Source organism: Streptomyces sp. NPDC025806 (genome assembly GCF_055558275.1).
In genome coordinates this window covers 292,757-319,250 of the sequence record NZ_JBVHMU010000009.1, presented here as the reverse complement: position 1 = coordinate 319,250, position 26,494 = coordinate 292,757, and the positions used below count along the sequence as shown (strand labels likewise).

Sequence of the window (26,494 nt, the reverse complement as noted above, 5' to 3'; positions counted from 1 at the left end):
GGCGCACGAAGTGTGCCCTTCAGGGGCGCGGGGAACTGCGCGAGAAGCCCCACCGGGCGGCACCCGGCGACGATCCTCAACCCCTACGGCGATGTACCGCGGCACCCGGCAACCGCGCCGCACCCCGTCACCCCGTCACCCCGCACCACACCCACCCCGCCCCGCCGATTCGAGCCGCCCCACCGCCACCCGCCACGCCGCGATCACCGCCTTCCGGGCCCGCTCCGTGCGGGTCACCCGATCGCCGCCGGTCAGGCGAAGGGCGGGGCCGGCGTGGACGTGGAGGGCGGGGCGGCGGAGCGGCGCCGTGGCGAGGCCCGCGAGTTGCTTGGCGGCGCTGCCCGAGACGAGGCGCCGGGAGCCGGCCTGCCCCAGCGGGACGACGGGCGCGCCGGTGCGTTCGGCGAGACGCGCCAGGCCGCTGCGGAACGCGCCGGGTTCCGCCTCCCCCGCGTCGCGGCGCCGCGGCAGCCCGCCCTCGGCGTAGATGAGGACGGAACGCCCGCTGTCCAGGGCCTCGGCGGCGAGATCGAGCGAGCGGCCCGCGCGGGCGTCGGCGCGATGCACCGGAATGTGGCCCTCGCGGGTGAGGGCGCCCCCGAGCACCGGTATCCGCCACAGCCCCGCGGCGGCCATCACGGCGGGCTCCGCGCCGAGCCGGTGCAGGGCGGCGAGGACGACCGCGGGGTCGGCGGTCGAGGTGTGGTTCGCGACGAAGATGCTGCCGGGGACGAACGCGGCGTCGTCGTCGGCGCTCACGGTCAACCGTCCGGCGGCGGGCACCAGAACATCGGCGAGGCGGCTGAGCATGAGGTCTCCCCAGGTCATCGGGCTGGTCGACCCCCATCGTCCGACCCCCGCAACCCCGGCGGCCTGAGCCCTCGTACTCAACCCGCCTACTCACCCCGGCACCCGTCCACCCAGCAGATCCGCCCGGGTCACATACGCCGGACCACCACCATGGCGACGAGCAGCACGGTCGCTCCCGCGCTCATGCCGTGCGCGACGACCGCGGCGAGCGGAAAGTGCCGCTCGGCGGTGCCCGCCTGGGAGTGCCGCCCGGAACTGGGCAGCCAGCGCAGCAGCATCGTGAACCCGAGCGCGGCGACGACCAGGACGACGGCGCAGGCGGCCCAGGCCGAGCTGCGCGCGTCGCCTATCAGGAACACCCCCCACGCGACGAGCCCGCCGACCGCGAGCACGACGTGCCCGAGCACGAGCCAGAGCGGCAGCCGGGTCACCCCCGGCGTGCGCTGGCGCAACCCCCCGTTGCGCACCCACACGGTGGCGAGATAGCTCCCGAGCGCCGCCGTCACCAGCCATGCGCACAGCACGAAGACCCGCATACGCTCCCCCTGAAATCCCCGGTCGCCCCGATACCGTCCCGAGCGCTCTCGGTCCAGCACAGCGCAGTCCAGGGGGAGCTGACGGACATCCATTCACCAATTCACTCGTTGGCGTGAATGTGCGGGCTTCCCTCGCGTGTCAGCCACGCACGGATTCGAACTCCCGCTCCTGTGCGGCGGGTTCGGCCGCGGCCAGGTCCCGGTGCAGCTTCTCGCCTTCGACGTCGACGTTCGGCAGCAGCCGGTCGAGCCACTTGGGGAGCCACCACGCGGACCGACCGAGCAGCGCCATGACCGCGGGCACGATCGCCATGCGGACGACGAACGCGTCGAACAGGACGGCCACGGCGAGGCCGAAGCCCATCATCTTGATCATGTCGTCGTTCTCCAGGATGAAGCCGGAGAAGACGCTGATCATGATGATCGCGGCGGCGCCGACGACCCGCCCGCCGTGCCGGAATCCGGTCACGACTGCCTGCCCGGGCCGCGCCCCGTGGACGTACGCCTCCCGCATCCGGGTCACGAGGAACACCTCGTAGTCCATGGCGAGACCGAAGACCACGCCGATCATGAAGATGGGCATCATCGACATGATCGGGCCGGGCTGGTCGACGCCCACGATGTCCGCGAGCCAGCCCCACTGGAAGACCGCGACGACCGCGCCGAGCGCCGCCGCCACCGAGAGCAGGAAGCCGAGCGCCGCCTTCAGCGGGACCAGGACCGAGCGGAACACGAGCATCAGGAGCAGGAACGCCAGGCCGACGACGAGCAGCAGGTACGGGACGAGGGCGTCGTCGAGGGTCTGCGAGAAGTCGATCGTCATGGCGGTCTGTCCGGTGACGAGCACCTCGGAGGAGGTGTCCGCCGACCAGTCCCCCGCGTCCGCGCGGATCGTCCTGACGAGTTCCTCGGTGGCGTGGTCGCTGGGGCCCGTGGTCGGGACGACGGTGAGGATGGCGGTGTCGCCCGCCTCGTTGACCTGGGCCGGGGTGACGGCGGCGACGCCTTCGACCTTGCCGAGCGAGGTCCTGACGGTCTTCGCCGCGGCGGCCGCGTCGCTGCCGTCGACGGTCACCATCAGCGGTCCGTTGAATCCGGCGCCGAAGGACTCGGACAGCATGTCGTACGCCTTGCGCTGGGTGCTGTCCGGCGCCGAGGAGCCCTCGTCGGGCAGGCCGAGTTCGAGGCTCGCGGCCGGGACGGCGATCGCGCCGAGACCGAGGACGGCGACGAGGAGGACGGAGAGCGGGCGGCGCAGGACGAACCGGGACCAGCGGGTGCCCAGATTCGGCTTGCCCTCGCCCGGGGCCTGCGCGGGCGCCTTGCGGTCCTTGCGGCGCAGCACCTTGCGGCCGGCGAAGCCGAGCAACGCGGGGATCATGGTGAGGGCGATGAGGACGGCGATCGCGACGGTGGCGGCCGCGGCCAGGCCCATCTTGGTGAGGATCGGGATGTTGACGACGGACAGGCCCGCGAGGGCGACGATGACGGTGAGTCCGGCGAACACGACGGCGGAGCCGGCCGTGCCGACGGCGCGGCCCGCGGCCTCCTCGCCCTTGCGGCCCTCGGCGAGCTCGGCCCGGTACCGGGAGACGATGAACAGGGCGTAGTCGATGCCGACCGCGAGGCCGATCATCATCGCGAGGGTGGACGTGGTGCCGGAGAGGTTGAGGACGCTGCCGAGCGCGGCGATGCCGGAGACGCCGATGCCGACCCCGATGATCGCGGTGAGCAGCGGCATGCCGGCGGCGACGAGCGAGCCGAAGGTGATCAGGAGGACGACGGCGGAGACGGCGATGCCGATCATCTCGGCGCTGCCGCCCATCTCCTGCTCGGCCTGCACGGCGTCACCGCCGGACTCGACGGTGAATCCGTCGGCGCGCGCCTCGTCGGTGGCCTTGGTCAGGGCGTCGTGCGCGGCGTCGGTCAGCTCGGTCCCGGGGACCTTGTAGGAGACGGACGCGTAGGCGGTCGTGCCGTCCTTGCTGACGGCGTTCGCCTTGAAGGGGTCGGCGACGGAGGCGACCTGCGGGCCGGCGCCGAGCGCCTTGACCAGCTGCTCGACCTCGGTCTTCTGCGCGGGATCGGTGAGCTTCTCGCCCTGCGGGGCGCGGATCACGACGCGAGCCGTCGCGCCCTCCGCGCTCGCGGCCGGGAACTTCTCCTCCAGCAGGTCGAAGGCCTTCTGCGACTCGGTCCCCGGCATGGAGAACGTGTCGGCGGGCGGTGCGGGCGCGGCCGACGAGGCGAAGCCGATCCCGCCGAGCAGCAGCACCCACAGGAGGGCGACGTAACGGCGGCGTCGGAAGGACAGCCGCCCCAGTTTGTACAGGAAGGTAGCCACGGCGAAAGGGACTCCCGTCGGGGATGGAAGAGGCAGGATCGACCGTCCGACGGTGCGTCGGTGCACGTCAGAGTGGTCGGCAGGATCGTGTTTCCATCGTCACCGCTGCCCGGGCCCGATCCGTCAGCCTGCGGGTCGGAGTCCGAGCCCGCGCTCGGCGTAGATGCCGGTGGGGTGTGTCATCCCAGGGGAGGAGTCGTGGTGGATACGTGTAGACCCCCCGAATCGGTCACGGTCTCCTCGACTGCTCCCGTGGGTGTAGGCCTCTTGGCCGGGGCCGGGTCGTCCTGGCAGATTGGGCCCGTCGCGCCCGTACTCGGATCCGGCGTCAACTTCAGACGTGCCGACCCCACAGACGCGCCGACCCCACAGACGTGCCGACCCCACAGACGTGCCGACTTCGCAAAGGTGGACGATGAGCCCGCAGTTCGGTGACTACCAGTTCGAGATCTATCTGAACGGGCTGCGCGGGGTGACACCCACGCTGCCCATGGACTGGGCCTCCCTGGAGCAGCGGGCGCAGGCCGCGATGCCTGCCTCGATCTGGTCCTACGTGGCCGGTGGCGCCGGCGACGAGCACACCCAGCGGGCCAATGTCCGGGCCTTCGAGCGGTACGGGCTGATGCCCCGCATGCTGGTGGGCGCCGCGCGGCGCGACCTGTCGGTGGACCTGTTCGGGCTGCGCCTGGAGTCGCCGCTGTTCATGGCGCCGGTCGGCGTGATCGGCCTGTGCGCCCAGGACGGGCACGGGGATCTGGCGACGGCGCGGGCGGCGGCCCGCACCGGGGTGCCGATGGTGGCGTCCACTCTGTCGGTCGACCCCATGGAGGACGTGGCGGCGGAGTTCGGCGACACCCCGGGCTTCTTCCAGCTCTACACGCCCACCGACCGGGAGCTCGCCGAGAATCTCGTGCGGCGGGCCGAGGCCGCCGGCTTCAAGGGCATCGTCGTCACCCTGGACACCTGGGCCACCGGCTGGCGCCCCCGCGACCTGTCGACCTCCAACTTCCCGCAGTTGCGCGGCCATTGCCTGGCCAACTACACCTCCGACCCGCGCTTCAGGGAGCTTCAGCCGTCGACGGCCACGGACGACGTCGTCGGCACTTGGGCCGGTGTCTTCGGCAACCCCCTCACGTGGGACGACCTGCCCTGGCTGCGCTCCCTCACCGATCTGCCGCTGATCCTCAAGGGCCTGTGCCACCCCGAGGACGTGCGGCGGGCCAAGGACGGCGGCGTCGACGGCATCTACTGCTCCAACCACGGCGGCCGCCAGGCCAACGGCGGGCTGCCCGCGCTCGACGCGCTGCCCGGTGTGGTCGAGGCGGCCGACGGGCTGCCGGTGCTCTTCGACTCCGGGGTGCGCTCGGGCGCGGACGTGGTCAAGGCGCTGGCGCTGGGCGCGACCGCGGTGGGCGTCGGCCGCCCGTACGCGTACGGGCTGGCCGTCGGCGGCGAGGACGGGCTCGTGCACGTCCTGCGGTCGCTGCTCGCGGAGGCCGATCTGACGATGGCCGTGGACGGCTATCCGACGCTCGCCGATCTCACCCCGGAGTCACTCGTCACCGTTCCGCGCGCCTGACGGGGAGCCGCGCGAGGGCGGCGCGGGCCGCGTCCCAGCCGAAGTCGCCCTCGGCGAACCGCACGCCCATGTCGCGCAGCCGTCGCACGCTCGCCCCGTACGCGGGGTGCTTCGCCAGCGGGCCGTTCACGCTGGGCAGGGCGAGGACGGGGACGCCCGCCCCGTACGCCTCGCAGAGCGTCGCCACGGCGAGGGTGTCCGCGATGCCTCCCGCCCACTTGTTGACGGTGTTGAAGGTCGCGGGGACGACGACCATCGCGTCGGCGGGCGGGAACTGACGCGGGTCGGCCGGGGTGCGCCACTCGGAGCGGACCGGGCGCCCGGTGCGGGTCACTACGTCGTCCACGTCGAAGAACTCGCTGCCGAGGGCGGTGGGCGTCGCGATGACGCCGACCTCCCAGCCGCGGTCCTGTGCGGCGCCGATGAGTCCCCCGACCCCGTCGGCGGCCCCGGCCGCGCACACGACCACGTAGAGGAAGGGCGCGTTCGCCTCAGCCACGCCCCTCCCCCTCCGTGATCTCTGTTCCGATCTCTGTTGCGTCTGCGACGAAGGCGGCGAGCGCGGCGGCGGCCAGGTCCAGGCCGTCGTGCGGGGTGACGGGTTCGTCGAGATACGTGTCCCGGCGCAGCTCCAGCATCAGGGCGCTCACCCTCGGGTCGGTGCGGTAGTGGCGCAGGGGGACGTAGACGCCGGCGAACGGGGTGTCGAGCGCGCTCTCGCCCAGCGGGGCGAAGGCCTTGCGGGCCAGGTCGGTCAGGGCGGCGGGCGTGTGGAACGGGTCCGTGCCGAGGCACACCGGCGGGCGCGGGTCCGTGCCGTGGAGTTCGTACGGCAGGGCGCGGCTCGGGTAGGAGTGGACGTCGACGATCACGGCGCGGCCGGTCGCGGCGAGCCGGTCGTCCACGGCGCGGGTCATCGCCTCGGCGTAGGGGGTGAAGTAGGTGTCGAGGAGCGCCGCCTCGTCGGCGGGCGGGTCGGGGCGCAAGGGTGCGCGGTGCGTCGTGCGGGTGTAGACGGCGCCCATGCCGACGGCGCGCATCTCCTCTCGCTCGTCGGGGAACCGTTCGGGGTCGACGACGAGGCGTGAGCGTTCGTTGACGAGCATCCACGGGGCGGGGGCCCGGGTCGAGCCCGCCGCCCGCTCGGCGAGGGTCGCCGTGTGCGCGTCCGTGATGAGGTCCAACTCCCGCTCCAGCTGCGCGTCATCGAGCAGCAGGCCCCTCCTGACCTGGGGCGGGACGGTGCGGGAGCCGTGCGGTACGTGCAGGATGACCGGCGACTGCGGGCTGCCGGGGACCAGCCGGAACGCGGGCCCGCAACCGTCGGGTACTGAGGTGTCCATGATTGCCATGCCGGGGAATATGCCCGGCCGGGGCCTGGTTGAGGCGGTCAGGCAAGGAGGAAACAGTGGAGCAGAAGTACTACGAGCACGGATCGGCCGCGGAGCGGTGGGAGCGTGCGCAGATGTTCTTCGACGCGAAGGAGTACACGACCGCGGCGAAGATCCTCGACGGACTGGTCGAGGAGGTCCCGGAGCAGACCGGACCGCGTCTCCTGCTGGCCCGTTCCTACTACCACTCGGCCCAGCTGCGCCGCGCCGAGACGGAGCTGCGCACGATCGTCGAGCGCGACCCGGTCGACCACTACGCCCGCCTGATGCTGGGCCGCACCCTGGAGCGCCAGGGCCGCGACACCGAGGCGTCCCCCCACCTGAAGATGGCGTCGGCCCTCGCGGGCGACTTCCCGGAATCCTGACGCGCCGCCTCACCGGCGGGGACGCGACCACCAGGCCCCCTGGGCGCACGAAGTGTGCCTCCAGGGGCGCGGGGAACTGCGCGACCAGCCACGACGGCGCAGCACTCGGCGACGGCGCTCAGCCACTACGGCGGCGACGCAGTAGCGGAAGCCGACCGAATCACGCACCCGGCACCTGGGTGCCGCCTTGCCCACCCGTGCCGCCCCAGGCGGCAGACTGCCCAAGGCTAGGTCGACCCGACCGAGTACGTACCCGGACACGGGCCCAGCGGCAGACGGGCGAGGGCTGATCACGAGGCGAGGGGCGGGCCCCGTCAGGGGCGCGGGGAACTGCGCGACCATCCACGACGAGACGGGAAACCGGACCACGACCACGGACCCCCGGCGGAGCCGAAGCGCTCCGGACCGATCAGCCACCGCACCCCCAGCGGAGCGCCTCCGTTAGCCTTGCCGGACGATGAACCGCACCGATCAGCCCACCCCCGCACTGCCCAGCCCCTGGGGCGACCTGAATCTCACCCGCTACCCCGTGGACCCCCGCGACCGACTCCGCGCCTGGGACGCCGCCGACGCGTATCTGCTCCGGCACCTCGCCGCCGCGGGCACCGATCTGTCGGGCTCCGTGGTCGTGCTCGGCGACCGCTGGGGCGCCCTCGGTACGGCCCTGTCCGGCGCCCCGGGCTGCGCTCCGGCCCTGATCACGGACTCGTACCTGGGCGAGTGCGCCGCGCGGGAGAACCTGCACCGGCACACCCGCGCCGGCACCCGCCTGCTCACGACGCAGGACGCCCCGCCGGAGCGGATCGACGTGCTGCTCGTCCGGGTCCCCAAGAGCCTCGCGCTCCTGGAGGACCAGCTGCACCGGCTACGCCCCGCGCTGCACGCCGGGACCGTCGTGGTCGGCACCGGCATGGTCAAGGAGATCCACACCTCGACCCTCCAGCTGTTCGAGCGGATCATCGGCCCGACCCGCACCTCGCTCGCCGAGCAGAAGGCACGGCTGATCTTCACGACTCCGGACCTCTCCTCGGAGCCGGGCCCGAACCCGTGGCCGTACCGCTACGAACTCCCGGGCGACATCGGAGTCCTCGCGGGCCGCACGGTGGAGAACCACGCCGGTGTGTTCTGCGCGGACCGCCTCGACATCGGCACCCGGTTCTTCCTGAAGCACCTCCCCGCGGGCACCGCGGCCCGCCGCATCGTCGACCTGGGCTGCGGCAACGGCGTGGTGGGCACGGCGGCGGCGCTCACGCACCCCGACGCGGAGGTGCTGTTCACGGACGAGTCGCACCAGGCCCGCGCCTCCGCGGAGGCGACGTACGCGCTGAACGCGGCGGACCGGCCGGGTTCGGCCGAGTTCCGGGTGGGCGACGGGCTCGCCGGCGTGCCCGAGGGCAGCGTGGACCTCGTCCTGAACAATCCGCCGTTCCACTCGCACCAGGCGACGACCGACGCGACGGCGCTGCGCATGTTCGCGCAGGCCCGCGAGGCGCTCGCCCCCGGCGGCGAGCTGTGGGTGGTCGGCAACCGCCACCTCGGCTACCACGTGAAGCTGCGCCGCCTGTTCGGCGGCAGTGAACTCGTGGCGAGCGACCCGAAGTTCGTGGTCCTCAAGGCGACGAAGCGCGCCCCGCGCAAGGGCCGCGCCTGACCTCACCGAGCCGGACGCGGCGTCAGCCGGCCGGCTCGTCGTCGGACGCGTAGGCGAAGCGCACGATCATCGAGTGGAACAGGTCCCGCTCCTCGGGCGTGAAGCACGCGGTCACCCGCTCCTCCGTACGCGCGACCGCCGCCGCGACCTGGTCGTACATCGCCCGACCCGCGTCCGTCACGACGATGGCGTGGGCCCGGCGGTCCGTCGGGTGCGCTTCGCGGCGCACCAGGCCGCGCGCCTCCAGGATGTCCAGCGTGCGGACCATCATCGACTTGTCCACGCCCATGCTGTCCACGAGTTGGCGCTGCGTCTGCATGCCGAGCAGGCAGATGTGCAGGAGGATCCCGGCGTGGTGGTTCTCCAGCTCCAGCGGCGCCAGCTCCTGCGAGAAGCGGCGCGCCGCCCGGAGATGGGCGTGACGAAGGGCCAGGCCCAGGGACGGCTGCTGCGGGGCGGGGGTCTCGTTCATCGAATCCAGTATAGGGGTGTGCAAGACAGTCTCATATGAGACTGTCTCTCCAGACACGACATTCGCTCTGGGGGGGTACGCCATGTCGCTCCAACCTGTCCGCCCGCGTTGGCCGTTGGTCACGCTGCGGATCACCGCCGCGCTCGTCGCTCTGCTGGCACTGACACAGCCGTTCCTGGCCGGGGGGTTCCTGCAGGGGTTCTACACGCTGCTCGACGCGCACGAGATGGCCGCGATGATCCTGGGGACGGCCGTCCTGCTCGCCATCGCGGCCGCGTTGCTGGTGTGGCGCCTCGGCGGTGGGCCCGCCGCGTTCGCCGTTCGCTACGCGATCCTGCTCGTCCTGTGCGTGGCGCAGATCAGCCTCGGGTACAGCCGCGTGCTGATCCTGCACATCCCGCTCGGTGTCGGCATCTTCGTGATGGCCGAGAAGTTCGCCGTCGATGTCTTCCGCCACAAGTCCGCGGCCGAGCCCGCCTCCGCGCACGACGCCGAAGCAGCCGCGTCCACCGAACCGGCCGGGGCCCAGGCATGAGCGACGCGAACGTCTGGAGCCGGCGCAGGTTCCTCGGCGTGGGCACCGCGGGCCTGCTCGGCGCCGGAGGCGTCGCCGTCGGCCTGCCCGCGCTCGGCGCGCTGATCCCTGCCGGACAGCCCGGCCTCCTGCTGCGCAGCAAGGTCCCGCTGCCCGAGCGGTACGCGACACGGCTGCCGGTCCCGCCCGTGCTCCGGCCGACCCGCACCGACGGCACCACCGACCATTACGAGATCACCGCGCGTCCGGGCCTGGCCCGGCTGGTGCCCGGCCACGACACCGCGGTCTGGGGCTACGAGGGCCTGTTCCCCGGCCCGACGATCGAGTCGCGCTCGGGACGCCGGACGGTGGTCACCCACCGCAACGAACTGCCGCGCCCGACCGTCGTGCACCTGCACGGCGGCCACACGCCGCAGTCCTCCGACGGTTATCCGACGGACCAGATCGCCCCGCTCGGCGCCGCCGGGCACCACGCGGGCGGGACGCACGGGATGCCGGGCATGGGCCGGCCGACGCTCCGGCCCGAGCGCGTCTACGACTACCCGATGAACCAGCGGGCCGCGACGCTCTGGTACCACGACCACACGATGGGCTTCACCGGTCCGCACGTGTACCGGGGGCTGGCCGGCTTCCACCTGGTCCGTGACGACGAGGAGGAGGCGCTCGGCCTGCCGCGGGGCCCGCGGGAGCTGCCCCTGATGATCGCGGACCGCGCGTTCGCCGCCGACGGCTCCTTCGCCTACCCCGCGCCGGGCGCGCACGGTTCCGAACCCGGCGTCCAGGACACCTACATGAACGGCGTGCTGGGCGACGTCATCCTGGTCAACGGCGCCCCCTGGCCGGTCGCTCCGGTGGAGCGCGCTCGCCACCGGCTGCGCCTTCTCAACGCCTCCAACGCGCGCCGCTACCGGCTGGAGCTGGACCCGCAACCGCCGGGCGGCGGCGGGCTGGTGCAGATCGGCTCCGACGGCGGCCTGCTGGAGCGCCCGGTCGCGCACGACGCCGTCGAACTGGCTCCGGCCGAACGCTTCGACGTGGTGGTCGACTTCGCCCGCTACCCGGCCGGCAGCCGGGTGCGGCTGGTCAACCGGCTCGGCAGCGGCGGGACGGCCGAGGTCATGCGCTTCGACATCGGCACCGCCCGGGTGCGGGACGACTCCCGGGCGCCCCGCGGCAGACTGGCCGAGGTCGCGAAGCTGGATCCGGCCAAGGCGGTGGCCACGCGGACCTTCGTCTTCCAGAAGTCGGAGAAGAACTGGACGATCAACGGCCAGGACTACCGGCCCGGCCGTTCCCTGGCCGCGCCGAAGCTCGGGAAGGTGGAGATCTGGCGGTTCGTCACCGACTTCCACCACCCGGTCCACGTACACCTGGACCCGTTCCAGGTGGTCAGCCGCAACGGGGCCGCCCCCGGGAGGTTCGACGCGGGCTGGAAGGACACCGTCGACGTCCTGCCCGCCCAGGGCGTCGAGGTCGCGGTCCGCTTCACCGACTACGCGGGCCGGTTCCTGCTGCACTGCCACAACCTCGAGCACGAGGACATGGCGATGATGGCGGAGTTCGTCACCGAGCGGTGAGCGATGAGCGGCGGCAAGGCCGGGCGCCGTCATCGATGCGTGACGGCGCCCGGCCCCGGCGAAGAACGTCTGCGGCAGCAACCCGCGGCGGATTGTGGCTACTTGACGCAGGCGAGGCCCGCCGCGAGCAGGCACACGCCGCCGCAGCCGGCCAGGAACACACCGGCGCCCCAGGCCTCGGAGACCAGGCCCGCGAGGGGAAACAGGAGCGGGCTGAGCCCGAGCGTGCACAGGGAGGTGACGGAGGCGACGCGGCCGAGGTAGGCGGGGTCGGTGGCCTGCTGGAGCAGGGCGTGCCCGAGGACCATCGGGATCCCGCTCGCGGCGCCGAGCGCGGCGCACAGGGCGACGGCGGCGCCGGGGGCCGGCCCGGTCAGGCCGAGCGACGAGACGAGTGCGGCGGTGAGCAGCAGGGAGCCGGCGAGCACGACGCGGGGTGCGGGCACTCCTCGTACGGCGCTCAACGCGATGCCCGCCGCCGCGCCGGCCGCGCTGAACGCGCCCAGCAGCAGGGACAGCGTGCCGGGGCTCCAGCCGCGCTCGCCGGTGAGCAGGACGAGGGCGGTGCCGACGGGGCCGCTGAAGCACATCTCGCCGAGGCCGATGACGGCGACGAGGCGCAGGAGCGCGGGGTGGCCGCGCACGTACCGGATCCCGTCGAGGAGTTGGGCCCGCATCGAGATTCGTTCGCATGCGGGCGGGCTCGGGCCGCGCACCCGGAGCGCGACCAGAAGGACGAGCGAGACGGCGAACAGGATGCCGACGGCGGCGAACGCGCCGGACGCCCCGCCCGCGGTGAGGGCCGCGGCGGCGCCGAGCGGGCCGACGGTGTTGGCGAGGCGCACGGCGAGCGAGCGCAGTCCCTGGACCCGGGTGAGTCGGTCGCGGGTGGTCAGCCGGGCGGGCAGCGCTCCGACGGCGGGCAGGAACAGGGCGTCGGCGATACCGAAGCAGACGGCGAGCACGCACAGCGGGACGAGTTCGGGACCCCGGGCGTAGGTCACGGCCGCGGCGCCCAGGACGGTCAGGCAGCGCACCAGGTCACTGCCGATCAGGACGCCGCGGGGCCCGAACCGGTCGGCGAGCACGCCGCCGCCGAGCATCAGGAGGGCCCGCGGCACGGCGCCGGCCGCGAGCACGAGCCCGGCGCGGGCCGGTCCGGCGGCTTCGGCGACCGCCCAGGTCAGGGCCGTGAAGTAGGCGACATCGCCGGTGACCGAGCTGGTGTACGCGCCGAGCCAGCGCAGGACGTCGCGGTCCCGGCGGACGTGCGTGCCGTGCGCGGTGGCGGTCACGTCACGTCCCCGCGTCCGGATGTGCGGGGAACGCCTGGAACTGGACGACGGCGGACTCCGCGCCGGGGCTGGGCTCCCGCTGCCGGTACCGGTCGACGACGGCGTACAACTCGTCCTTGAGAGCCGCGAGTTCGCCCGGCGTGACCTGGACCGAGAAGTCGCTGAAGGCGGAGACGGCGAACCAGGCCTCGGGCAGGGCGGGCACCGTACGGGCGGCCGCACGGCGCAGCGTCTCGGCGGCGGCCAGTGCCACCGCCTGCGTGTAGGCGCGCCCGTCGGGCCCGCCGCGCTCCGCCGGGTCGTGCTGCGAGGCGGGGTGCAGGGCGCGCCACCAGCGGTCGCGCCGGGTGCCGCGCCCGGTGTCCTCCTCGATGAGCCCGCCGGCGGCGAGGCGCCGCAGATGGTAGCTGGCGGCGCCCGGGTCCAGCTCGAAGTGGCGGGCCAACTGCCGTGCGGTGGACGGGCCTTCGCGGCGCAGCCGGTCGAGGAGGGCGATCCGCGTCGGGTGGGCGAGGACCCGCAGGGCCTGAGTGTCGAGCGTGACGTCGTCGTCGGTCATGGCGCCTGAGCGTAGAAGCAGAAGAGTTCTTCCGGAAGACTTGTTCGCGAAGAACTCGCCGGGAAGAGGTCTTCGCGGTGCGACCGCCTTCCCGCCGAGGAACGCTCACCACGGTGAGCGTTTACTACGGCCGGCAGGGACATCGCCCCCGTCCGGCCATAGTAAAAAGCAGTAACTCCCCGCCCCCTCTTGCCAGTTCACAGCAACCGCTTACATCCTTCCGCCCATGAGACCTCCCACCCCACGCACACGCCGGGTGCTCGTCACCCTCGGCGCCGCCGCACTGCTCATTCTGGGCTCCGCCGGTCAGAGCTGGGCCTCGACCCCCACCGTCCGCTGGTCCTCGGGCGCACCGACACCCGTCACCGAACTGCGCCTGCCGATGTCGGTCGACGCCGCGCCGGACGCCTCCGGCCTCTACTTCGCGTACTACACGACGCTGGAGAGCGGCACGCGCCCGTACGCCGGGTTCCAGCCCAAGCCCGTGGACAGCAGCGGGCGCTCCCAACTCCAGGCCATCTTCAGCTCGTTCAACGCGAACGCCACCACGACCGACAGTCACTGCCAGTACGGGGCCGACGGCGGAGCGGGCGTCAGCTGCGCGGTCCGCTTCCCGTACACCAAGGGCACGATGTACAGCCTCGTCCTGAAGCGGGCCGGGGACGACGGGAGCACGCAGCTGATGACCGGCGACGTGGTGAACACGTCCACCGGGGCGCAGGTCGCGCACATCGGCAGCTTCCGGCTGCCCGTGGCCTCGGGCCGCTTCAGGGCGTCGGACTCCGGCTTCATCGAGCCGTATCTGACGGCGGGTTGCGCGCAGAAGGTGACCGTGACGTACGGCAAGCCGCAGGGCGTCGAGGGCGGCGCCACCTACACGGGCGGCCTGCCGACGGTCACCGATCCGTCCTCCGGCAGCTGCCTGAGCAGCACGTCCACGGACACCGGGGCGGGCCGGAGCGTCACCGTCACCGGGAATCAGTACACGGGCGGTTGACCCTCATCACCGCGCACCGGGACGAGGCTTGTCGGAACGAATCCCTCCGGGCGACGATGCCCCTATGAAGGGTGATCTTTTCGCGAGTGAGTTCATGGTGCAGCCCGCTGTCGCGCCGGGCATGACCGTCGAGAACGCCAAGTCGATCCGGTACGTGGTCGACGGCGAGATGCTGGCGCGGCAGGGGGCGATGATCGCCTATCGGGGGAACCTGCAGTTCGAGCGCAAGGGCCAGGGCGTGGGCGGCATGCTCAAGCGGGCCGTCACCGGCGAGGGCCTGGCGCTGATGAAGGTGCGCGGCCAGGGCGAGGCCTGGTTCGCGCAGGAGGCGCAGAACGTCTTCGTGGTGGACATCGAGCCCGGCGACGTCTTCACGGTCAACGGGCGCAACGTCCTGTGCTTCGACTCCACCCTGTCCTACGAGATCAAGACGGTGAAGGGCGCGGGCGTCACCGGCGGCGGCCTGTTCAACAGCGTGTTCACCGGCCAGGGCCGGCTCGGTCTGATCTGCGAGGGCAATCCGCTCGTGCTGCCGGTCTCGCCGCAGCAGCCGGTGTTCGTCGACACGGACGCGGTCGTCGGCTGGACCGCGCAGCTGCGCACGTCGCTGCACCGTTCGCAGTCGATCGGCTCGATGATCCGGGGCGGCTCCGGCGAGGCCGTCCAGCTGAAACTGGAGGGTGAGGGCTTCGTCGTGGTCCGCCCGAGCGAGTCGACGCCACAGAAGCCGCAGCAGCACTGAGCGGACGTTCCGCTACGTGCGGGCCGGGGTCCGGTGGCGGTGTTCCCGGACCGCGATCTCGGCGAGCTTGGTGAGCATCATGCCGTTGCGCACCTTCACCAGGTAGTCCACCGGGAGGCCGTGCATACGGGTGCCGGGGCCGCGCAGCGGATGCCAGTCGAGTTCGAGCAGGGTGTGCTCGCCCCAGGGGATCAGCCGCATGGCGATCCGTGCGGCGCCGAAGGGGTCGGCCTTCGCCTCCAGCTCGAGCCGGCGCTGCGGCTCGCAGATGCGGACCGTGCTGGTGTCGTCGAGCGTCAGCGGCCCCACGCCGACCCGTACCTTCAGTGCGGCGCCCACCTCGGGCCAGTCCGGATCGGCACCGAGCACCCGCTGCGTTCCGGTCACCCATTCCCCGTACCGGTAGCCGTCGCTCAACAACCCCCAGACCTCGGCGGGTGAACTGAGAATCAGCCGACGATTACGGGCCACGGCCCTCACGCTCCTTCCCGGACTCCAGATCCAGCCTCCGGCCGCGGACCGCGTCCTGCAACCGCCGCCGGGGCACTGGGCCGCTCCCCGCGGGGTACCCGGCACTCCCGTGGCGGAAGACCCGCGACGGACGACCACCGAGGGGACACGTCATGAACGGCGACGGCCTGCGCATCGCGGTCACGGGGGCGACCGGGAATCTCGGAACCAGCGTGGTGCGGCAGTTGGGCGAGGACCCACGCGTCGGCTCGATCCTCGGGATCGCCCGCCGCGTTCCCGAGCGGACGCCGGCGAAGACGGACTGGGCGGCCGTGGATCTCGCCGAGGCCGAGGGCGACGAAGTGGACCGCTTGTTCCAGGGCGTCGATGCCGTGGTGCACCTGGCGTGGCGCATGCAACCCGCCAGGGACCCGTTCCTCACCTGGCGGACGAACGTACTCGGGAGCGTGCGCGTGCTGCACGCCGTCGCGGCGGCCCGTGTCCCCGCGCTGGTCCACGCGTCGTCCGTGGGCGCCTACTCCCCCGGTCCCGAGGACCGGGCCGTCGACGAGTCGTGGCCCACGCACGGCTGGCCCGAAGCCGCGTACTGCCGGGAGAAGGCCTATCTCGAGCGGGCGCTGGACGCCTTCGAACAGGCTCACCGGGAGGTCCGGGTGGTGCGGATGCGGCCGGCGTTCATGTTCAAGGAAGGGTCGGCCAGTGAGCAGCGGAGGCTGTTCGCGGGGCGCTTCGTGCCGGGGTTCCTGGGCCGCCCCGATCTGCTGCCGTTCCTGCCGGACATCGCGGGGCTGCGCGTCCAGACGCTGCACACCGAGGACGCGGCCCGCGCCTTCGTCACCGCCACGCTGGGCACCGCGCGGGGCCCCTTCAACCTGGCGGCCGATCCGGTGCTGGACGCGCACGTTCTGGGCCTCAAGTTCGACGCGCGTCCGGTACGGCTCCCCCGGCCGCTCGCCCGCTCGGCGCTGGCCGCCGCGTACGGGCTGCGGCTGCTGCCGTCGTCGCCTCAGTTGTTCAACGCGGTCCTGCGCCTGCCGCTCATGGACTGCTCGCGCGCCCGCGCCGTCCTGGGCTGGCAGCCGCGCAAGACGGCGCTCGCGGCGGTCGACGAACTGCTGCACGGCATGCGCACCGGCGCGGGCGAGCCGACGGCCCCGCTGCGGGGAAGCGTCTTCGGCACCTGAGGGCCCGGGCCGCACGGCGTGCGCGGCCGGTGGGCGGGCTCAAGGGTGGTCGGGGAGCTCCTCGGGCGGGGTCCCGCCACCGGGCCCGCCGCCCTTGCTCCCCTCGACATCCGTCCCGTGCGCCTTCCCGCGCTCCCGGGTGCGGGCCTGCCGCGCCTTGAGTTCGGCACTGTCCTGCGGCGTCGCGGCACCCTTCGCGCTGCGGCGCTGTTCCGGCTGCTGCGGATTCGACATGTCGGCGGCTCCTTTCGTGTCCCGTCCACATCGGTTGTCGCCCCGGCCAGGTTCCCGGGTCCGAACTGCGCAAACTCCGTGCTGCGGCCGGAGAAATGTGGGTACCCGCTTCCTGCCCTGACCGACTTCGGCTCCCTCCGGAGGACCGCATGACGAAGGAACGCGCACGCGCACCCCGCGACGACGGTGACGACCGCGACGACGCCCGCAAGGACACGGCACCGGCCGACGGGGGCGCCGAGGAAGGGCTCAAGGAGTTCCTCCTCGCCCGGAAGGACGACGGCGAGGCGGCGGACGCACTCACGCCCGACGACAAGGCGCAGGAATCCGCCCGGAAGGACTGAACCGCCGGGAGCAAGCCGCGCACGCCGCCGAGCCGAGGAGCCCTTCGTGGACCGGATCGCACACCCCTGGGGTCCGCGGACCCCGTACACCGCCGGCACCCCGTGGCCCTACCGGACCGACCGGTATCTGGCCCCCGGCACGCGTGAGGAGGACGTGGAGCGGTGGGTGCCCTCCGCGTCCCTGCTGCATTCCAACGGCGACGCGATGGACATCGCCGTGGCGCGGGGCGAGATCGTCGGCGTGCGGGGCCGCGCGTCCGACCGGGTCAACCACGGCCGCCTCGGGCCGAAGGACCTGTTCGGCTGGCAGGCGAACGCCTCCCGCGACCGGCTGACCCGGCCCCTGGTGCGCGAGCACGGCCGCCTCGTCGACTGCGACTGGGACCGGGCCATGAGCCTGATCGTCCGGCGCTCGAAGGAGCTGCTGGAGCGGCAGGGCCCCCGCGCCGTCGGCTTCTACACCTCGGGGCAACTGTTCCTGGAGGAGTACTACACGCTCGCGGTACTGGCCCGGGCCGGTGTCGGCACCCCCCACCTCGACGGCAACACCCGCCTGTGCACGGCGACGGCGGCCGAGTCGCTCAAGCAGTCCTTCGGCTGCGACGGCCAGCCGGGCTCGTACACGGACGTCGACCACGCCGATGTGATCGCACTGTTCGGGCACAACGTCGCCGAGTCCCAGCCCGTTCTGTGGATGCGTATGCTCGACCGGCTGGAGGGGCCCACCCCGCCCCGCCTCCTGTGCGTGGACCCCCGGCCCACGCCGGTGGCCCGGCGCGCCACCGTACACCTGGCCCCGCGGCTCGGCACGAACGTCGCGCTCCTCAACGCCCTCCTGCACGAGCCGATCCGCACCGGCCGCGTCGACCGCGTCTTCGTCGAGCGGCACACCATCGGCTACGAGGAGCTGGCCGCCCGCGTCGAGAAGTGCACCCCGCGCTGGGCCGCCAGGATCTGCGATCTGCCCGCCGCCGCGATCCAGGAGGCCGCGGAGCTGGTCGGCGGCGCCGAGCGGCTGCTGTCCACCGTCCTCCAGGGCGTCTACCAGTCCCACCAGGCCACGGCCGCCGCCGTCCAGGTCAACAACCTGCACCTGCTGCGCGGCATGCTCGGCCGCCCCGGTGCCGGCGTCCTGCAGATGAACGGGCAGCCGACCGCCCAGAACACCCGGGAGTGCGGCGCCGACGGCGACCTGCCCGGCTTCCGGAACTGGCAGAACCCCCGGCACGTGGCCGACCTCGCCCGCGTCTGGAACGTGGCCCCGGAGCGCATCCCGCACGACGGCCCGCCCACGCACGCGATGCGGATGTTCCGCGAGGCCGAGGAGGGATCGCTGCGGATGCTGTGGATCAGCGGCACGAATCCCGCGGTGTCACTGCCCGAACTGGAGCGCGTCCGCGCGATTCTCGGCCGGGACTCGCTCTTCACGGTGGTGCAGGACCTGTTCCTGACCGAGACGGCGCACCTGGCCGACGTGGTGCTGCCGGCCGCGACGTGGGCGGAGAAGCGCGGCACGTTCACGAACGCGGACCGGACGGTGCACCTGTCGGAGAAGGCGATCGAACCGCCCGGTGAGGCCCGCCCCGACCTGGACATCTTCCTCGACTACGCGCAGCGCATGGGCTTCACCGACCTCGACGGCGCACCGCTGGTCGGCTGGCACGACGCGGAGTCGGCGTTCGAGGCGTGGAAGCGGTGCAGCGCGGGCCGCCCGTGCGACTACAGCGGGCTCACCTACGCCCGGCTGCGCGACGGCGACGGAATCCAGTGGCCCTGCCCCGATGCGTCGTCCCCCGGCACCGAGCGTCTGCACACGGCCGGATTCCCCTGGGCCGCTCCCGACGTCTGCGAGACGTACGGCAAGGACCTGGCGACCGGCGATCCGGTCGACCCCGCGACGTACCGGGCGCGCAACCCGCTCGGCAAGGCACTGCTGCGGGCCGCCGACCACACGCCCCCGGGCGAGGACACGACCGCCGAGCATCCGCTGCAACTCACCACGGGTCGCACGCTCTATCACTTCCACACCCGGACGAAGACGGGTCGCGTCCCGCAGCTGAACGCGGCCGCACGCGACGTGTGGGTGGAGATGAGCCGCCGCGACGCCGACGAACGCGGCCTGGCGGAAGGCGACTTGGTGGACGTCTCCACGCCGCGCGGGTCGGTCCGCGCCGCGCTGCGGGTCACCGGCCTGCGCGACGGCGTGGTCTTCCTGCCGTTCCACTACGGCTATTGGGACATGGGCGGCGCGCCCGAGGACGCCGCCGCCCCCGAGAACGTCCCGCCCACCACGGGCGGCCCCGCCGCCGAGGCCTCCTCCGGCGCCCAGCCGCCCAGTTGACGTCACGAGGCGGCGGTCGCCCCACGGGCCGCGATCACGTGGTCACGGTCACGGCCGGAACAGGGTCTTCACCATGCCGTCGGTCTTGGCCTGGAACATCTCGTACGCGCGGGGTCCGTCCTCCAGCGGCATGTGGTGCGTGGCGAACGTGTCCACCCCGAGCGGGTCCTCGTCGGTGAGCAGCGGCAGGATGTCCCCGACCCAGCGCTTCACGTTCGCCTGCCCCATGCGCAACTGGATCTGCTTGTCGAACATGGTCAGCATCGGCAGCGGGTCCGCCGCTCCGCCGTACACGCCGGAGACCGAGATCGTGCCGCCCCGGCGGACGATGTCGACGGCGGCGTACAGGGCGCTGAGGCGGTCGACGCCGGCGCGTTCCATGACGCGTGCGGCCAGGGCGTCGGGGAGCAGGTTCACGCCCCATTGGGCCGCCTTCGGGACCGGGCCGCCGTGCGCCTCCATGCCGACGGCGTCGATCACCGCGTCGGTGCCGCGCCCGTCGGTGAGGTCGCGGACGGCCCGCCCGATGTCCTTGCCGTGTTCGCGCAGGTCGAGGACGGTGGCGCCGTCCTGCCGGGCCCGGGCGAGCCTCGCGTCCACCAGGTCGACGCCCACGACGAGGCCGGCGCCCCGGTGCAGGGCGATGCGCGCGGCCATCGCGCCGATGGGGCCCAGGCCGAGCACGGTGACGCTGCCGCCGGGCGGGATGTCCGCGTACGCGACCGCCTGCCAGGCCGTCGGCAGGACGTCGGAGAGGAAGACGTACCGGTCGTCCGGCGGGCCGTGCGGGACCTTGACGGGCAGGTCGTTGCCGAACGGGACGCGCAGGAACTCGGCCTGTCCGCCCGGGACCTGACCGTAGAGCTTGGTGTAGCCGAAGAGCGCGGCTCCCGTGCCACGCTCCTTCACCTGCGTCGTCTCGCACTGGGAGTGCAGCCCGAGTCCGCACATGTGGCAGTGCCCGCACGAGATGTTGAACGGCACCACGACCCGGTCACCCACGGCGAGCTCCGTCACGTCCGCGCCGATGTCCTCGACGACGCCCATGGGTTCGTGTCCGAGGATGTCGCCGGGATCCAGGTAGGGCCCGAGGACTTCGTAGACGTGGAGGTCGGATCCGCACAGGCCGGTCGACGTGGTGCGGACGAGGATGTCGTCCGGTTCCTGGGGCACCGGGTCCTTCACGTGCTCCACTCGCACGTCCCGTTTGCCGTGCCAGGTCAGTGCGCGCATGGGGCTCCTCCGTCTCGGTCGCTGTCCCTGCTCAGTGCCTGCCGTGGGCGGTGTCGGACGCACCGCCGAAGAGGCGGGCGACGGCACGGAAGGGCAGGGTGACGACGGTGGCGATGGCGCCGCCGATCGCCCGGAGGACGTCGGCGATGGCTTTCAGCATGGCGAGCTCCTCCGCCTGGTGTGCTGTGGGGGGTGACCACGATGAAGCTGGCGGTCAGTCCTCGCCCCGGACGATGTTCGGTTCGCGTTCGCGCTTCGGCGGTCCTTCGATGATCGCCGTCGCCTGGACGCACGTGCGGATCGCGCTCTTGCGGAGCCGCCGTGCCTTGGCCCAGCCCGTCTCCGGTCGCTCGGTGATCGCGGCTTCTCTGACTTGCGCGGCCACGGCTTTCCATCCCCTTCCGGATCCTGCGTCCCACCCTCAGAACGGGTGTCGGTGGCGTCGTTCCGCCACTCACCTGCAGCCGGGTCCCCGTCGCCCTCACGGTCAAACGCGGCGCGTGGCCCGCCGTCCGGTGACGTTTCGCCCCGCACCCCAGGGGCACTCCGGGCAGCACGGGAAAGATCGGCGGACAGCGCGTCCCACCCCTACCAGCGCGAGGTCTCTCATGAGCGACCAGGAAGACCGCACCGACCCGGACGGCCAGGGCAGGGCGGACGACGCCTACCAGCCCGCCGGCGGCAACGAGGAGCAGGAGGACGCCGCGGCGCTCGATCTGCAGAACGCGGTGGACGAGCGGACGTACGACGACATGGTCGACGAGGGATACTCGCCGCCCGAGAAACCGCTGGGCGTCACCAAGAAGGGCACGACGGCGGCCGAGCAGCACGAGGGCGAGACGCTCGACGAACGGCTGCGGCAGGAGCGCGGCGAGCAGGAGCCGCCCCCGGGTGACGGTGTCGGCGATCTGCCCGGCGGCGAGGGCGAGCCGGTCGACCCTGAGGCCGGTGACCGCAGGTCCGGACGGCTTGTGGCACCCGACGAGGGCGCTCACCCGGATGCCACGAAGGAGTCCGTCGCGGCCGACCGGGGCGTCGACGGCGGCGCGGCCGGCGCCGAGGAGGCGGCGATGCACGAGATCCACGACGTGGACCTGCCGCCGCTCCCGGACGACCGTGAGGAACGAACGGAGCGGACATGACTCCGCACGCGGAGGGCGCCACGCCCCACCGGTCCGATGCGGTGACGGAGCTGCGGCCGGTCACTCCCGTGAGACCTCCCGCCGAGCTGCCGCCCGACCTCAACCAGGCCATTCTGGAGGCGGCCAAACAAGTCGCCTCCGTACTGAAGAAGCAGGGCCATGATTTCGCCCTCGCCGGAAGCGTCGCGGTCTTCGCGCACGGCGGTGCCGGGAACCTCCAGCACGACGTGGACTTCTGCATCAGGCCCGACGACGCCGAGGCGGTCGCCGCCACGCTCGAGAACGCCGGCCTCACCGTCCACGTACCGCCCGAGGACTGGCTCATCAAGGCCACGTGTCTCGGCCAGGACGTCGACCTCATCTTCGAGCTGGCGCACCAGCCGGTGACCTCGGAACTGCTGGCCCGTGCGACGGAGTTGCCGCTCGACTCGGTCCGTATGCCCGTGCTGGCGCCGACCGATCTGCTGTGCGCGCTGCTGTCCGCGTTCTCCGAGCACTACTGCGATTTCGGCGCCGTGCTGCCGATGGCGCGGCAACTGCGGTAGAAGATCGACTGGCAGCGGGTCGACCGGGAGTGCGGGGACGCGCCCATGCCCGACGCGTTCCTCTATCTGCTGGAGCGTCTGCAGATCATCACGCCCCGGATCCGCGCCCTGGACGAGGAGGAGCGGTCGGCACCGGGGAGGCACCCATGACGTCGCCCGGCACCATCGAGTACCGCATCGCCCATCTTCACGAGCATCTCGCGGAGGGCGGGGCGGGTGAGCTCGGCCTCCGCATCGAGGCCGGTGGAACGCGGGTGACGGTCATCGGCTCCGTGCCCACCGCCCGCTGCCGCGCCGAACTGATGGAGACCGTGCGCCGGGAACTGGCCGACCTCACCGTCCACTTCGACATCGTGGTCACGGAGGCGTCGGTGCCGACCGGGGAGGAAGAGCTGCCATGACGCGCGTCGCAGCGGTGGGCGACATTCACATGGGTCCGGACAGCCAGGGCCTGCTGCGGCCCGCGTACGAGACGCTGCCCGAGCACGCCGACCTGCTGCTGCTGGCCGGCGATCTCACCCGGCACGGCACACCGGAGGAGGCCCGGGTCGTGGCGCGCGAGGTCGCGGGGCTCCCGGTGCCGGTGATCGCCGTCCTCGGCAATCACGACCACCACGACGACCGGCCGGACACCGTCCGCGCCGTGCTCCGCGACGCGGGCGTCCACGTCCTGGAGGGGCAGGGGACGATCGTCGACGTGGACGGCGTACGGGTGGGGGTCGCCGGGACCAAGGGGTTCGGCGGCGGTTTCGCAGGGCGGTGCGGCAGCGAGTTCGGTGAGCCGCTGATGAAGGAGTTCATCCGGTACAGCCGCCGCTGCGCCGAGGGACTGCGCACCGCGCTGGAGGAGTTGGCGGAACAGGACTGCGCGGTCCGCGTCGCGCTCACGCACTTCTCACCGGTGCCGGACACGCTCGCCGGGGAGCCGCCCGAGATCTATCCGTTCCTCGGCAGTTATCTGCTGGCGGAGGCCATCGACACGGCGGGCGCCGACCTCGCCGTGCACGGGCATGCGCACGCGGGCACGGAGCACGGGATGACCGGCGGCGGCGTCCCCGTACGCAATGTGGCGCAGCCGGTGATCCGGAAGGCCTTCAGCGTGTACAGCTTCCCCGACGCGGCCTGATCCGCCCGCTGTTGCCGGCCGGGACGTTTACGCGTCCCGCATCGGGTCACTCGGGTGGCAGGCCGGACGGGACGGCCGTGAGGGAGTGTGGGGACACATGTGGAGGCGCCGCTGCTGCGGCGCCTCCATCATGATGCGTGGGCCTCAGCGGCCGGACCGCTTCGCCCGGTCGGCCACCTTCGACGCGGCCTCCTGCATCTGACCCTGGGCCTGTTCGGCGCGTCCTGCCGCCCGCATGCCCTGGTCGTCCATGGCCTTTCCGGCGGCCTCCTTCATCTTGCCCTTGACCTGCTTCGCCTTGCCCTTGGACTTACTCATGGTGAGCACTCCTTTACGTTGAGTGGTGGGAGTGCTTCCACCTTGCGCCGCCCTGCGGGACCCCGCAACCGAGACAAACACGCAGGGTCAGCAAAACGGGAGGGGCCCGGATCGACCGGGCCCCTCACCACATCAACGCACCACCGCTGTCGACTACTTGACCCCGAGGAGCTGCTCGATCGGGTCGATGGCGAAGTAGACGAGGAAGAGGACCGAGGTCCCCCACAGCAGCCAGTGCACCTCACGCGCCTTGCCGAGCGCCGTCTTGATGATGACGTAGGCGAGGAAGCCGGCGCCGATGCCGTTGGTGATGGAGTACGTGAACGGCATGACGGCGATCGTGAGGAACGCCGGGATGGCGATGTCGTAGCGGTCCCAGTCGATGTGCTTGACCTGCGTCATCATCAGGAAGCCCACGGCCACGAGGGCGGGGGCGGCGGCCTGGAGCGGCACGATGGTGAGCACGGGGGTCAGGAACAGCGCGAGGGCGAACAGGCCGCCGGTGAAGAGGTTGGCGAAGCCCGTACGGGCACCTTCGCCGACGCCCGCCGCCGACTCGATGTAGGTCGTCGCGGAGGACGCCGACGCGGCGCCGCCGGCCACGGCCGCGGCACCGTCGATGAGGAGCACCCGGCCGAGGTTGGGGACCTGGCCGCGCTCGTCGAGGAGTCCGGCCTCCGCGGTCACGCCGACGACCGTGCCCATCGTGTCGAAGAAGTCCGACAGGATGAGCGTGAAGACGAGCAGCAGCACGGTGATGACGCTGACCTGGCCGAACGCACCGAACACGTCGAAGTGGCCGAGCAGTCCGAAGTCCGGGGACGCGACGACGGAGTCCGGGATCGCCGGCGTGGTCAGGCCCCAGGTCTTGATGTCGGCGAGCTGGTCGAGGACGACGGCGAGGGCGGTCATCGCGACGATGCTGATGAGGATCGCGCCCTTGACCTTGCGGGCGAGCAGCACGATGGTCAGCACGACGCCGAGGGCGAAGACGAGCATCGGCCAGCCGGTGAGGCTGCCGGTGCCGAGCTGCACGGGCACGGTGGTGTGGGCGGCGTCGGGGACGCGGGTGACGAAGCCGGCGTCGACGAAGCCGATGAACGCGATGAACAGGCCGATGCCGACGCTGATGGCCTGCTTGAGCGGCTGCGGGATGGCGTGCATGACGGCTTCGCGCAGGCCGGTCAGGACCAGCACGCAGATGATGAGCCCCTCCAGCACGATGAGACCCATCGCGTCGTCCCAGGTCATGAGCGGGGCGAGCTGGAAGGCGACGACGGCATTGAGGCCGAGGCCCGCGGCGAGCGCGAGGGGGAGGTTGCCGCCGACGCCCATGATGACGGTCATGACGGCGGCGACGAGCGCGGTCGCGGTGACGAGCTGGACCGGGTCGAGCTGGGCGCCGGTCTTGTCCTCGGCGCTGCTCAGGATGATCGGGTTGAGCACGAGGATGTACGCCATCGTGAAGAAGGTGGCGACACCACCGCGTATCTCACGGCCGTACGTCGAACCGCGTTCGGTGATGCGGAAGTAGCGGTCGAGCGGCCCACCGGGGGTGCGGGAAGGGCTGCCGGCCGGAGGACGCGCGTCGTACGGTGCGCCGGTCGCGCTGGGGGAACTCATCGATTCTCCTGCATCTGCGTGTGTCGCGGGCACGACACATCGGCGGACATGGGGAATGCATCCGGAATCAAGGACAGTTGGGAGGATCCTCTGACATCGCGACAGCCGTCACGATGCACGAACGCACATGCGAAGCGCTGAGGATCATACGGACAACCACCGTGGCGAGCGGGGCGGAAGCTGTTCCATCGGTCAGTAGTTGCAAGGATGTTATGGAGATCCCACAACCCGGGCCCTGTACTGGCTGTTCATGGTCGGGCACGGTTTGGTGACCCTCACAAAACGCACTGTTGACTGAACACACAGTAGCCAAAACACATATGCCCCTCTATCATCCCGGCTGTGCCTGGTCCCCCCTCCCCCCATGCCCCGCCCCCACCCTTCGACGCGGTGGCGGCCCGCCGTATCCGCGAGTCGCTCGGCATGGCTCCGGCCCACGTCGCGCACGGCCTGAGCGCCTCGTTCGGCCTGACGCACATCACCCCCGGGACGGTCACCGCCTGGGAGCGCGGCCTCGCGTCCCCGAGCCCCGGTGAACTCACCGCACTGGCCAGCGTGCTGTGGTGCGATCCGACCCAACTCATCGGTACGCCACGCGCGTTGCGCGAGCATCGCCTGATCCGTGGCTACGCGGTCACGGACGTGGCGCGCGCGGTCGGCATGGACCTCGGCATGTACGAGGAAGCCGAGCGCACCGGCGTCTGGACCGGCGACGAACGGCAGACGAAGGCACTGGCCTCGGTCCTCGGCCTGTCGCAGCGCGACCGCATGACCGTCACCGGCGACAACGGCCGCCTCGCCGAACTCCTCGGCGAGGCGGTGACCACCCGCTGGCAGGCCCACGCCCGGGCGATCGCCAAGCTCACGGGGCTCGACCGCCGTACCCTCGCCGAGCCGCTGCGCACAATGCACCAGGAGTACCAGCACCTGATGACGGCCACCCTCAGCCGCGCCACGACCGCGGCGGCCTCCGGGGAGCAGGGCCGCGCCTATCTGGAGCGGGTCACCGACCGCTTCTGGGACCTGCTGGAGGCGCAGGACCAGGGCCGGCCTCTCTGAGTCCGGGGCGACGTCCTCGCG

The 26,494-nt window shown here is 72.2% G+C and carries 29 protein-coding genes and 1 pseudogene; 15 read left to right on the top strand and 15 right to left on the bottom strand.

What is annotated here, in order from left to right; genetic code table 11:
- Positions 1 to 135 precede the first annotated feature (135 nt).
- From ACZ4E1_RS22720 to ACZ4E1_RS22710, 3 genes are all read right to left on the bottom strand, one after another.
- Entirely contained in the window at positions 136 to 810 is a 675-nt protein-coding gene (locus ACZ4E1_RS22720) for a lysophospholipid acyltransferase family protein (RefSeq protein WP_467541965.1), read from the bottom strand.
- A 128-nt stretch (positions 811 to 938) separates the two neighbouring features.
- The gene (locus ACZ4E1_RS22715) at positions 939 to 1,346 is read right to left on the bottom strand and encodes a hypothetical protein (RefSeq protein ID WP_399127060.1); all 408 of its coding nucleotides are present in this window, start codon (positions 1,344 to 1,346) and stop codon (positions 939 to 941) included.
- Between the two features lie 139 nt (positions 1,347 to 1,485).
- Entirely contained in the window at positions 1,486 to 3,690 is a 2,205-nt protein-coding gene (locus tag ACZ4E1_RS22710; protein WP_467541868.1) for an MMPL family transporter, read from the bottom strand.
- Between the two features lie 415 nt (positions 3,691 to 4,105).
- On the opposite strand from ACZ4E1_RS22710, the gene ACZ4E1_RS22705 reads away from it, so the two are divergent.
- Positions 4,106 to 5,269 carry an alpha-hydroxy-acid oxidizing protein gene (locus ACZ4E1_RS22705; RefSeq protein ID WP_467541865.1) on the top strand — a complete coding sequence of 388 codons (1,164 nt, stop codon included), beginning with the start codon at positions 4,106 to 4,108 and terminating at the stop codon, positions 5,267 to 5,269.
- Here ACZ4E1_RS22705 and ACZ4E1_RS22700 read toward each other — a convergent pair.
- Both ACZ4E1_RS22700 and ACZ4E1_RS22695 read right to left on the bottom strand, forming a co-directional pair.
- Complete coding sequence (locus ACZ4E1_RS22700; RefSeq protein WP_467541863.1) at positions 5,250 to 5,768, bottom strand: flavoprotein; 519 nt, start codon at positions 5,766 to 5,768, stop codon at positions 5,250 to 5,252. The two genes, ACZ4E1_RS22705 and ACZ4E1_RS22700, sit on opposite strands and share 20 nt — an antisense overlap.
- A complete protein-coding gene (locus tag ACZ4E1_RS22695; RefSeq protein WP_467541861.1) occupies positions 5,761 to 6,621 on the bottom strand; it encodes an N-formylglutamate amidohydrolase in 861 nt (286 codons plus the stop codon). Before ACZ4E1_RS22695 ends, ACZ4E1_RS22700 begins: the two co-directional genes overlap by 8 nt.
- 113 nt (positions 6,622 to 6,734) lie before the next feature.
- Here ACZ4E1_RS22695 and ACZ4E1_RS22690 point away from each other — a divergent pair, with 113 nt between their 5' ends.
- Together ACZ4E1_RS22690 and ACZ4E1_RS22685 are read left to right on the top strand one after the other, a co-directional pair.
- The gene (locus tag ACZ4E1_RS22690) at positions 6,735 to 7,025 is read left to right on the top strand and encodes a tetratricopeptide repeat protein (RefSeq protein WP_467541963.1); all 291 of its coding nucleotides are present in this window, start codon (positions 6,735 to 6,737) and stop codon (positions 7,023 to 7,025) included.
- Between the two features lie 487 nt (positions 7,026 to 7,512).
- The gene (locus ACZ4E1_RS22685) at positions 7,513 to 8,676 is read left to right on the top strand and encodes a methyltransferase (RefSeq protein WP_467541961.1); all 1,164 of its coding nucleotides are present in this window, start codon (positions 7,513 to 7,515) and stop codon (positions 8,674 to 8,676) included.
- A gap of 22 nt (positions 8,677 to 8,698) precedes the next feature.
- Here ACZ4E1_RS22685 and ACZ4E1_RS22680 read toward each other — a convergent pair whose 3' ends face one another.
- Positions 8,699 to 9,148: a MarR family winged helix-turn-helix transcriptional regulator gene (locus ACZ4E1_RS22680; protein WP_467541859.1), complete on the bottom strand. Its 450-nt coding sequence runs from the start codon at positions 9,146 to 9,148 to the stop codon at positions 8,699 to 8,701.
- Positions 9,149 to 9,230: 82 nt separating this feature from the next.
- Here ACZ4E1_RS22680 and ACZ4E1_RS22675 point away from each other — a divergent pair, with 82 nt between their 5' ends.
- Together ACZ4E1_RS22675 and ACZ4E1_RS22670 are read left to right on the top strand one after the other, a co-directional pair.
- Positions 9,231 to 9,683, top strand: coding sequence for a hypothetical protein (locus tag ACZ4E1_RS22675; RefSeq protein ID WP_467541857.1), 453 nt, complete (start codon positions 9,231 to 9,233; stop codon positions 9,681 to 9,683).
- Positions 9,680 to 11,260, top strand: a complete 1,581-nt coding sequence (locus ACZ4E1_RS22670; protein WP_467541855.1) for a multicopper oxidase family protein — start codon at positions 9,680 to 9,682, stop codon at positions 11,258 to 11,260. Before ACZ4E1_RS22675 ends, ACZ4E1_RS22670 begins: the two co-directional genes overlap by 4 nt.
- A 98-nt stretch (positions 11,261 to 11,358) precedes the next feature.
- On the opposite strand, the gene ACZ4E1_RS22665 is transcribed toward ACZ4E1_RS22670, so the two are convergent.
- Entirely contained in the window at positions 11,359 to 12,555 is a 1,197-nt protein-coding gene (locus ACZ4E1_RS22665) for an MFS transporter (RefSeq protein ID WP_467541852.1), read from the bottom strand.
- Between the two features lies 1 nt (position 12,556).
- On the bottom strand, positions 12,557 to 13,114 hold the full coding sequence (locus ACZ4E1_RS22660; protein WP_467541850.1) for a helix-turn-helix domain-containing protein: 558 nt from the start codon (positions 13,112 to 13,114) through the stop codon (positions 12,557 to 12,559).
- 226 nt (positions 13,115 to 13,340) lie between these two features.
- On the opposite strand from ACZ4E1_RS22660, the gene ACZ4E1_RS22655 reads away from it, so the two are divergent.
- Together ACZ4E1_RS22655 and ACZ4E1_RS22650 are read left to right on the top strand one after the other, a co-directional pair.
- The gene (locus ACZ4E1_RS22655) at positions 13,341 to 14,111 is read left to right on the top strand and encodes a DUF3472 domain-containing protein (protein ID WP_467541848.1); all 771 of its coding nucleotides are present in this window, start codon (positions 13,341 to 13,343) and stop codon (positions 14,109 to 14,111) included.
- A gap of 64 nt (positions 14,112 to 14,175) precedes the next feature.
- Positions 14,176 to 14,853 carry an AIM24 family protein gene (locus ACZ4E1_RS22650; RefSeq protein WP_467541846.1) on the top strand — a complete coding sequence of 226 codons (678 nt, stop codon included), beginning with the start codon at positions 14,176 to 14,178 and terminating at the stop codon, positions 14,851 to 14,853.
- Between the two features lie 12 nt (positions 14,854 to 14,865).
- Here the strand turns inward: ACZ4E1_RS22650 and ACZ4E1_RS22645 are convergent, their stop codons facing one another.
- Positions 14,866 to 15,324, bottom strand: coding sequence for an SRPBCC family protein (locus ACZ4E1_RS22645; RefSeq protein ID WP_467541844.1), 459 nt, complete (start codon positions 15,322 to 15,324; stop codon positions 14,866 to 14,868).
- A gap of 152 nt (positions 15,325 to 15,476) precedes the next feature.
- Between ACZ4E1_RS22645 and ACZ4E1_RS22640 the strand changes: the two genes are divergently transcribed.
- The gene (locus tag ACZ4E1_RS22640) at positions 15,477 to 16,508 is read left to right on the top strand and encodes an NAD-dependent epimerase/dehydratase family protein (protein WP_467541842.1); all 1,032 of its coding nucleotides are present in this window, start codon (positions 15,477 to 15,479) and stop codon (positions 16,506 to 16,508) included.
- A gap of 39 nt (positions 16,509 to 16,547) precedes the next feature.
- Here ACZ4E1_RS22640 and ACZ4E1_RS22635 read toward each other — a convergent pair whose 3' ends face one another.
- Positions 16,548 to 16,742: a hypothetical protein gene (locus ACZ4E1_RS22635; protein WP_467541840.1), complete on the bottom strand. Its 195-nt coding sequence runs from the start codon at positions 16,740 to 16,742 to the stop codon at positions 16,548 to 16,550.
- 149 nt (positions 16,743 to 16,891) lie between these two features.
- Here ACZ4E1_RS22635 and ACZ4E1_RS22630 point away from each other — a divergent pair, with 149 nt between their 5' ends.
- Both ACZ4E1_RS22630 and ACZ4E1_RS22625 read left to right on the top strand, forming a co-directional pair.
- Complete coding sequence (locus ACZ4E1_RS22630) at positions 16,892 to 17,086, top strand: hypothetical protein (protein ID WP_467541838.1); 195 nt, start codon at positions 16,892 to 16,894, stop codon at positions 17,084 to 17,086.
- A gap of 46 nt (positions 17,087 to 17,132) precedes the next feature.
- Positions 17,133 to 19,427 carry a molybdopterin oxidoreductase family protein gene (locus ACZ4E1_RS22625; RefSeq protein WP_467541836.1) on the top strand — a complete coding sequence of 765 codons (2,295 nt, stop codon included), beginning with the start codon at positions 17,133 to 17,135 and terminating at the stop codon, positions 19,425 to 19,427.
- Positions 19,428 to 19,475: 48 nt separating this feature from the next.
- Here the strand turns inward: ACZ4E1_RS22625 and ACZ4E1_RS22620 are convergent, their stop codons facing one another.
- Genes ACZ4E1_RS22620 through ACZ4E1_RS22610 form a run of 3 tightly spaced genes read right to left on the bottom strand, consistent with a single transcriptional unit; the run spans position 19,476 to position 21,045 of the window.
- A complete protein-coding gene (locus tag ACZ4E1_RS22620; RefSeq protein ID WP_467541834.1) occupies positions 19,476 to 20,660 on the bottom strand; it encodes an alcohol dehydrogenase catalytic domain-containing protein in 1,185 nt (394 codons plus the stop codon).
- 31 nt (positions 20,661 to 20,691) lie between these two features.
- Entirely contained in the window at positions 20,692 to 20,820 is a 129-nt protein-coding gene (locus tag ACZ4E1_RS22615; RefSeq protein ID WP_262928305.1) for an LPFR motif small protein, read from the bottom strand.
- Positions 20,821 to 20,874: 54 nt separating this feature from the next.
- Positions 20,875 to 21,045, bottom strand: a complete 171-nt coding sequence (locus ACZ4E1_RS22610) for a hypothetical protein (RefSeq protein WP_467541832.1) — start codon at positions 21,043 to 21,045, stop codon at positions 20,875 to 20,877.
- A 223-nt stretch (positions 21,046 to 21,268) separates the two neighbouring features.
- Between ACZ4E1_RS22610 and ACZ4E1_RS22605 the strand changes: the two genes are divergently transcribed.
- From ACZ4E1_RS22605 to ACZ4E1_RS22590, 4 genes and pseudogenes are all read left to right on the top strand, one after another.
- Entirely contained in the window at positions 21,269 to 21,802 is a 534-nt protein-coding gene (locus ACZ4E1_RS22605) for a DUF5709 domain-containing protein (protein WP_467541830.1), read from the top strand.
- Positions 21,799 to 22,497: pseudogene (locus tag ACZ4E1_RS22600) on the top strand (nucleotidyltransferase family protein). The gene ACZ4E1_RS22605 and the pseudogene ACZ4E1_RS22600 overlap by 4 nt, the downstream one beginning before the upstream one ends.
- Complete coding sequence (locus ACZ4E1_RS22595) at positions 22,494 to 22,748, top strand: hypothetical protein (RefSeq protein WP_467541828.1); 255 nt, start codon at positions 22,494 to 22,496, stop codon at positions 22,746 to 22,748. Before ACZ4E1_RS22600 ends, ACZ4E1_RS22595 begins: the two are co-directional and overlap by 4 nt.
- On the top strand, positions 22,745 to 23,473 hold the full coding sequence (locus ACZ4E1_RS22590; protein WP_467541826.1) for a metallophosphoesterase family protein: 729 nt from the start codon (positions 22,745 to 22,747) through the stop codon (positions 23,471 to 23,473). The genes ACZ4E1_RS22595 and ACZ4E1_RS22590 overlap by 4 nt, the downstream gene beginning before the upstream one ends.
- Positions 23,474 to 23,617: 144 nt before the next feature.
- Here the strand turns inward: ACZ4E1_RS22590 and ACZ4E1_RS22585 are convergent, their stop codons facing one another.
- Together ACZ4E1_RS22585 and ACZ4E1_RS22580 are read right to left on the bottom strand one after the other, a co-directional pair.
- Positions 23,618 to 23,791, bottom strand: a complete 174-nt coding sequence (locus ACZ4E1_RS22585) for a CsbD family protein (RefSeq protein ID WP_467541824.1) — start codon at positions 23,789 to 23,791, stop codon at positions 23,618 to 23,620.
- A 153-nt stretch (positions 23,792 to 23,944) separates the two neighbouring features.
- The gene (locus ACZ4E1_RS22580) at positions 23,945 to 25,414 is read right to left on the bottom strand and encodes an NCS2 family permease (protein WP_467541822.1); all 1,470 of its coding nucleotides are present in this window, start codon (positions 25,412 to 25,414) and stop codon (positions 23,945 to 23,947) included.
- 342 nt (positions 25,415 to 25,756) lie between these two features.
- Here ACZ4E1_RS22580 and ACZ4E1_RS22575 point away from each other — a divergent pair, with 342 nt between their 5' ends.
- Positions 25,757 to 26,473, top strand: a complete 717-nt coding sequence (locus ACZ4E1_RS22575; protein WP_467541820.1) for a helix-turn-helix domain-containing protein — start codon at positions 25,757 to 25,759, stop codon at positions 26,471 to 26,473.
- The last annotated feature ends 21 nt before the right edge of the window (positions 26,474 to 26,494 follow it).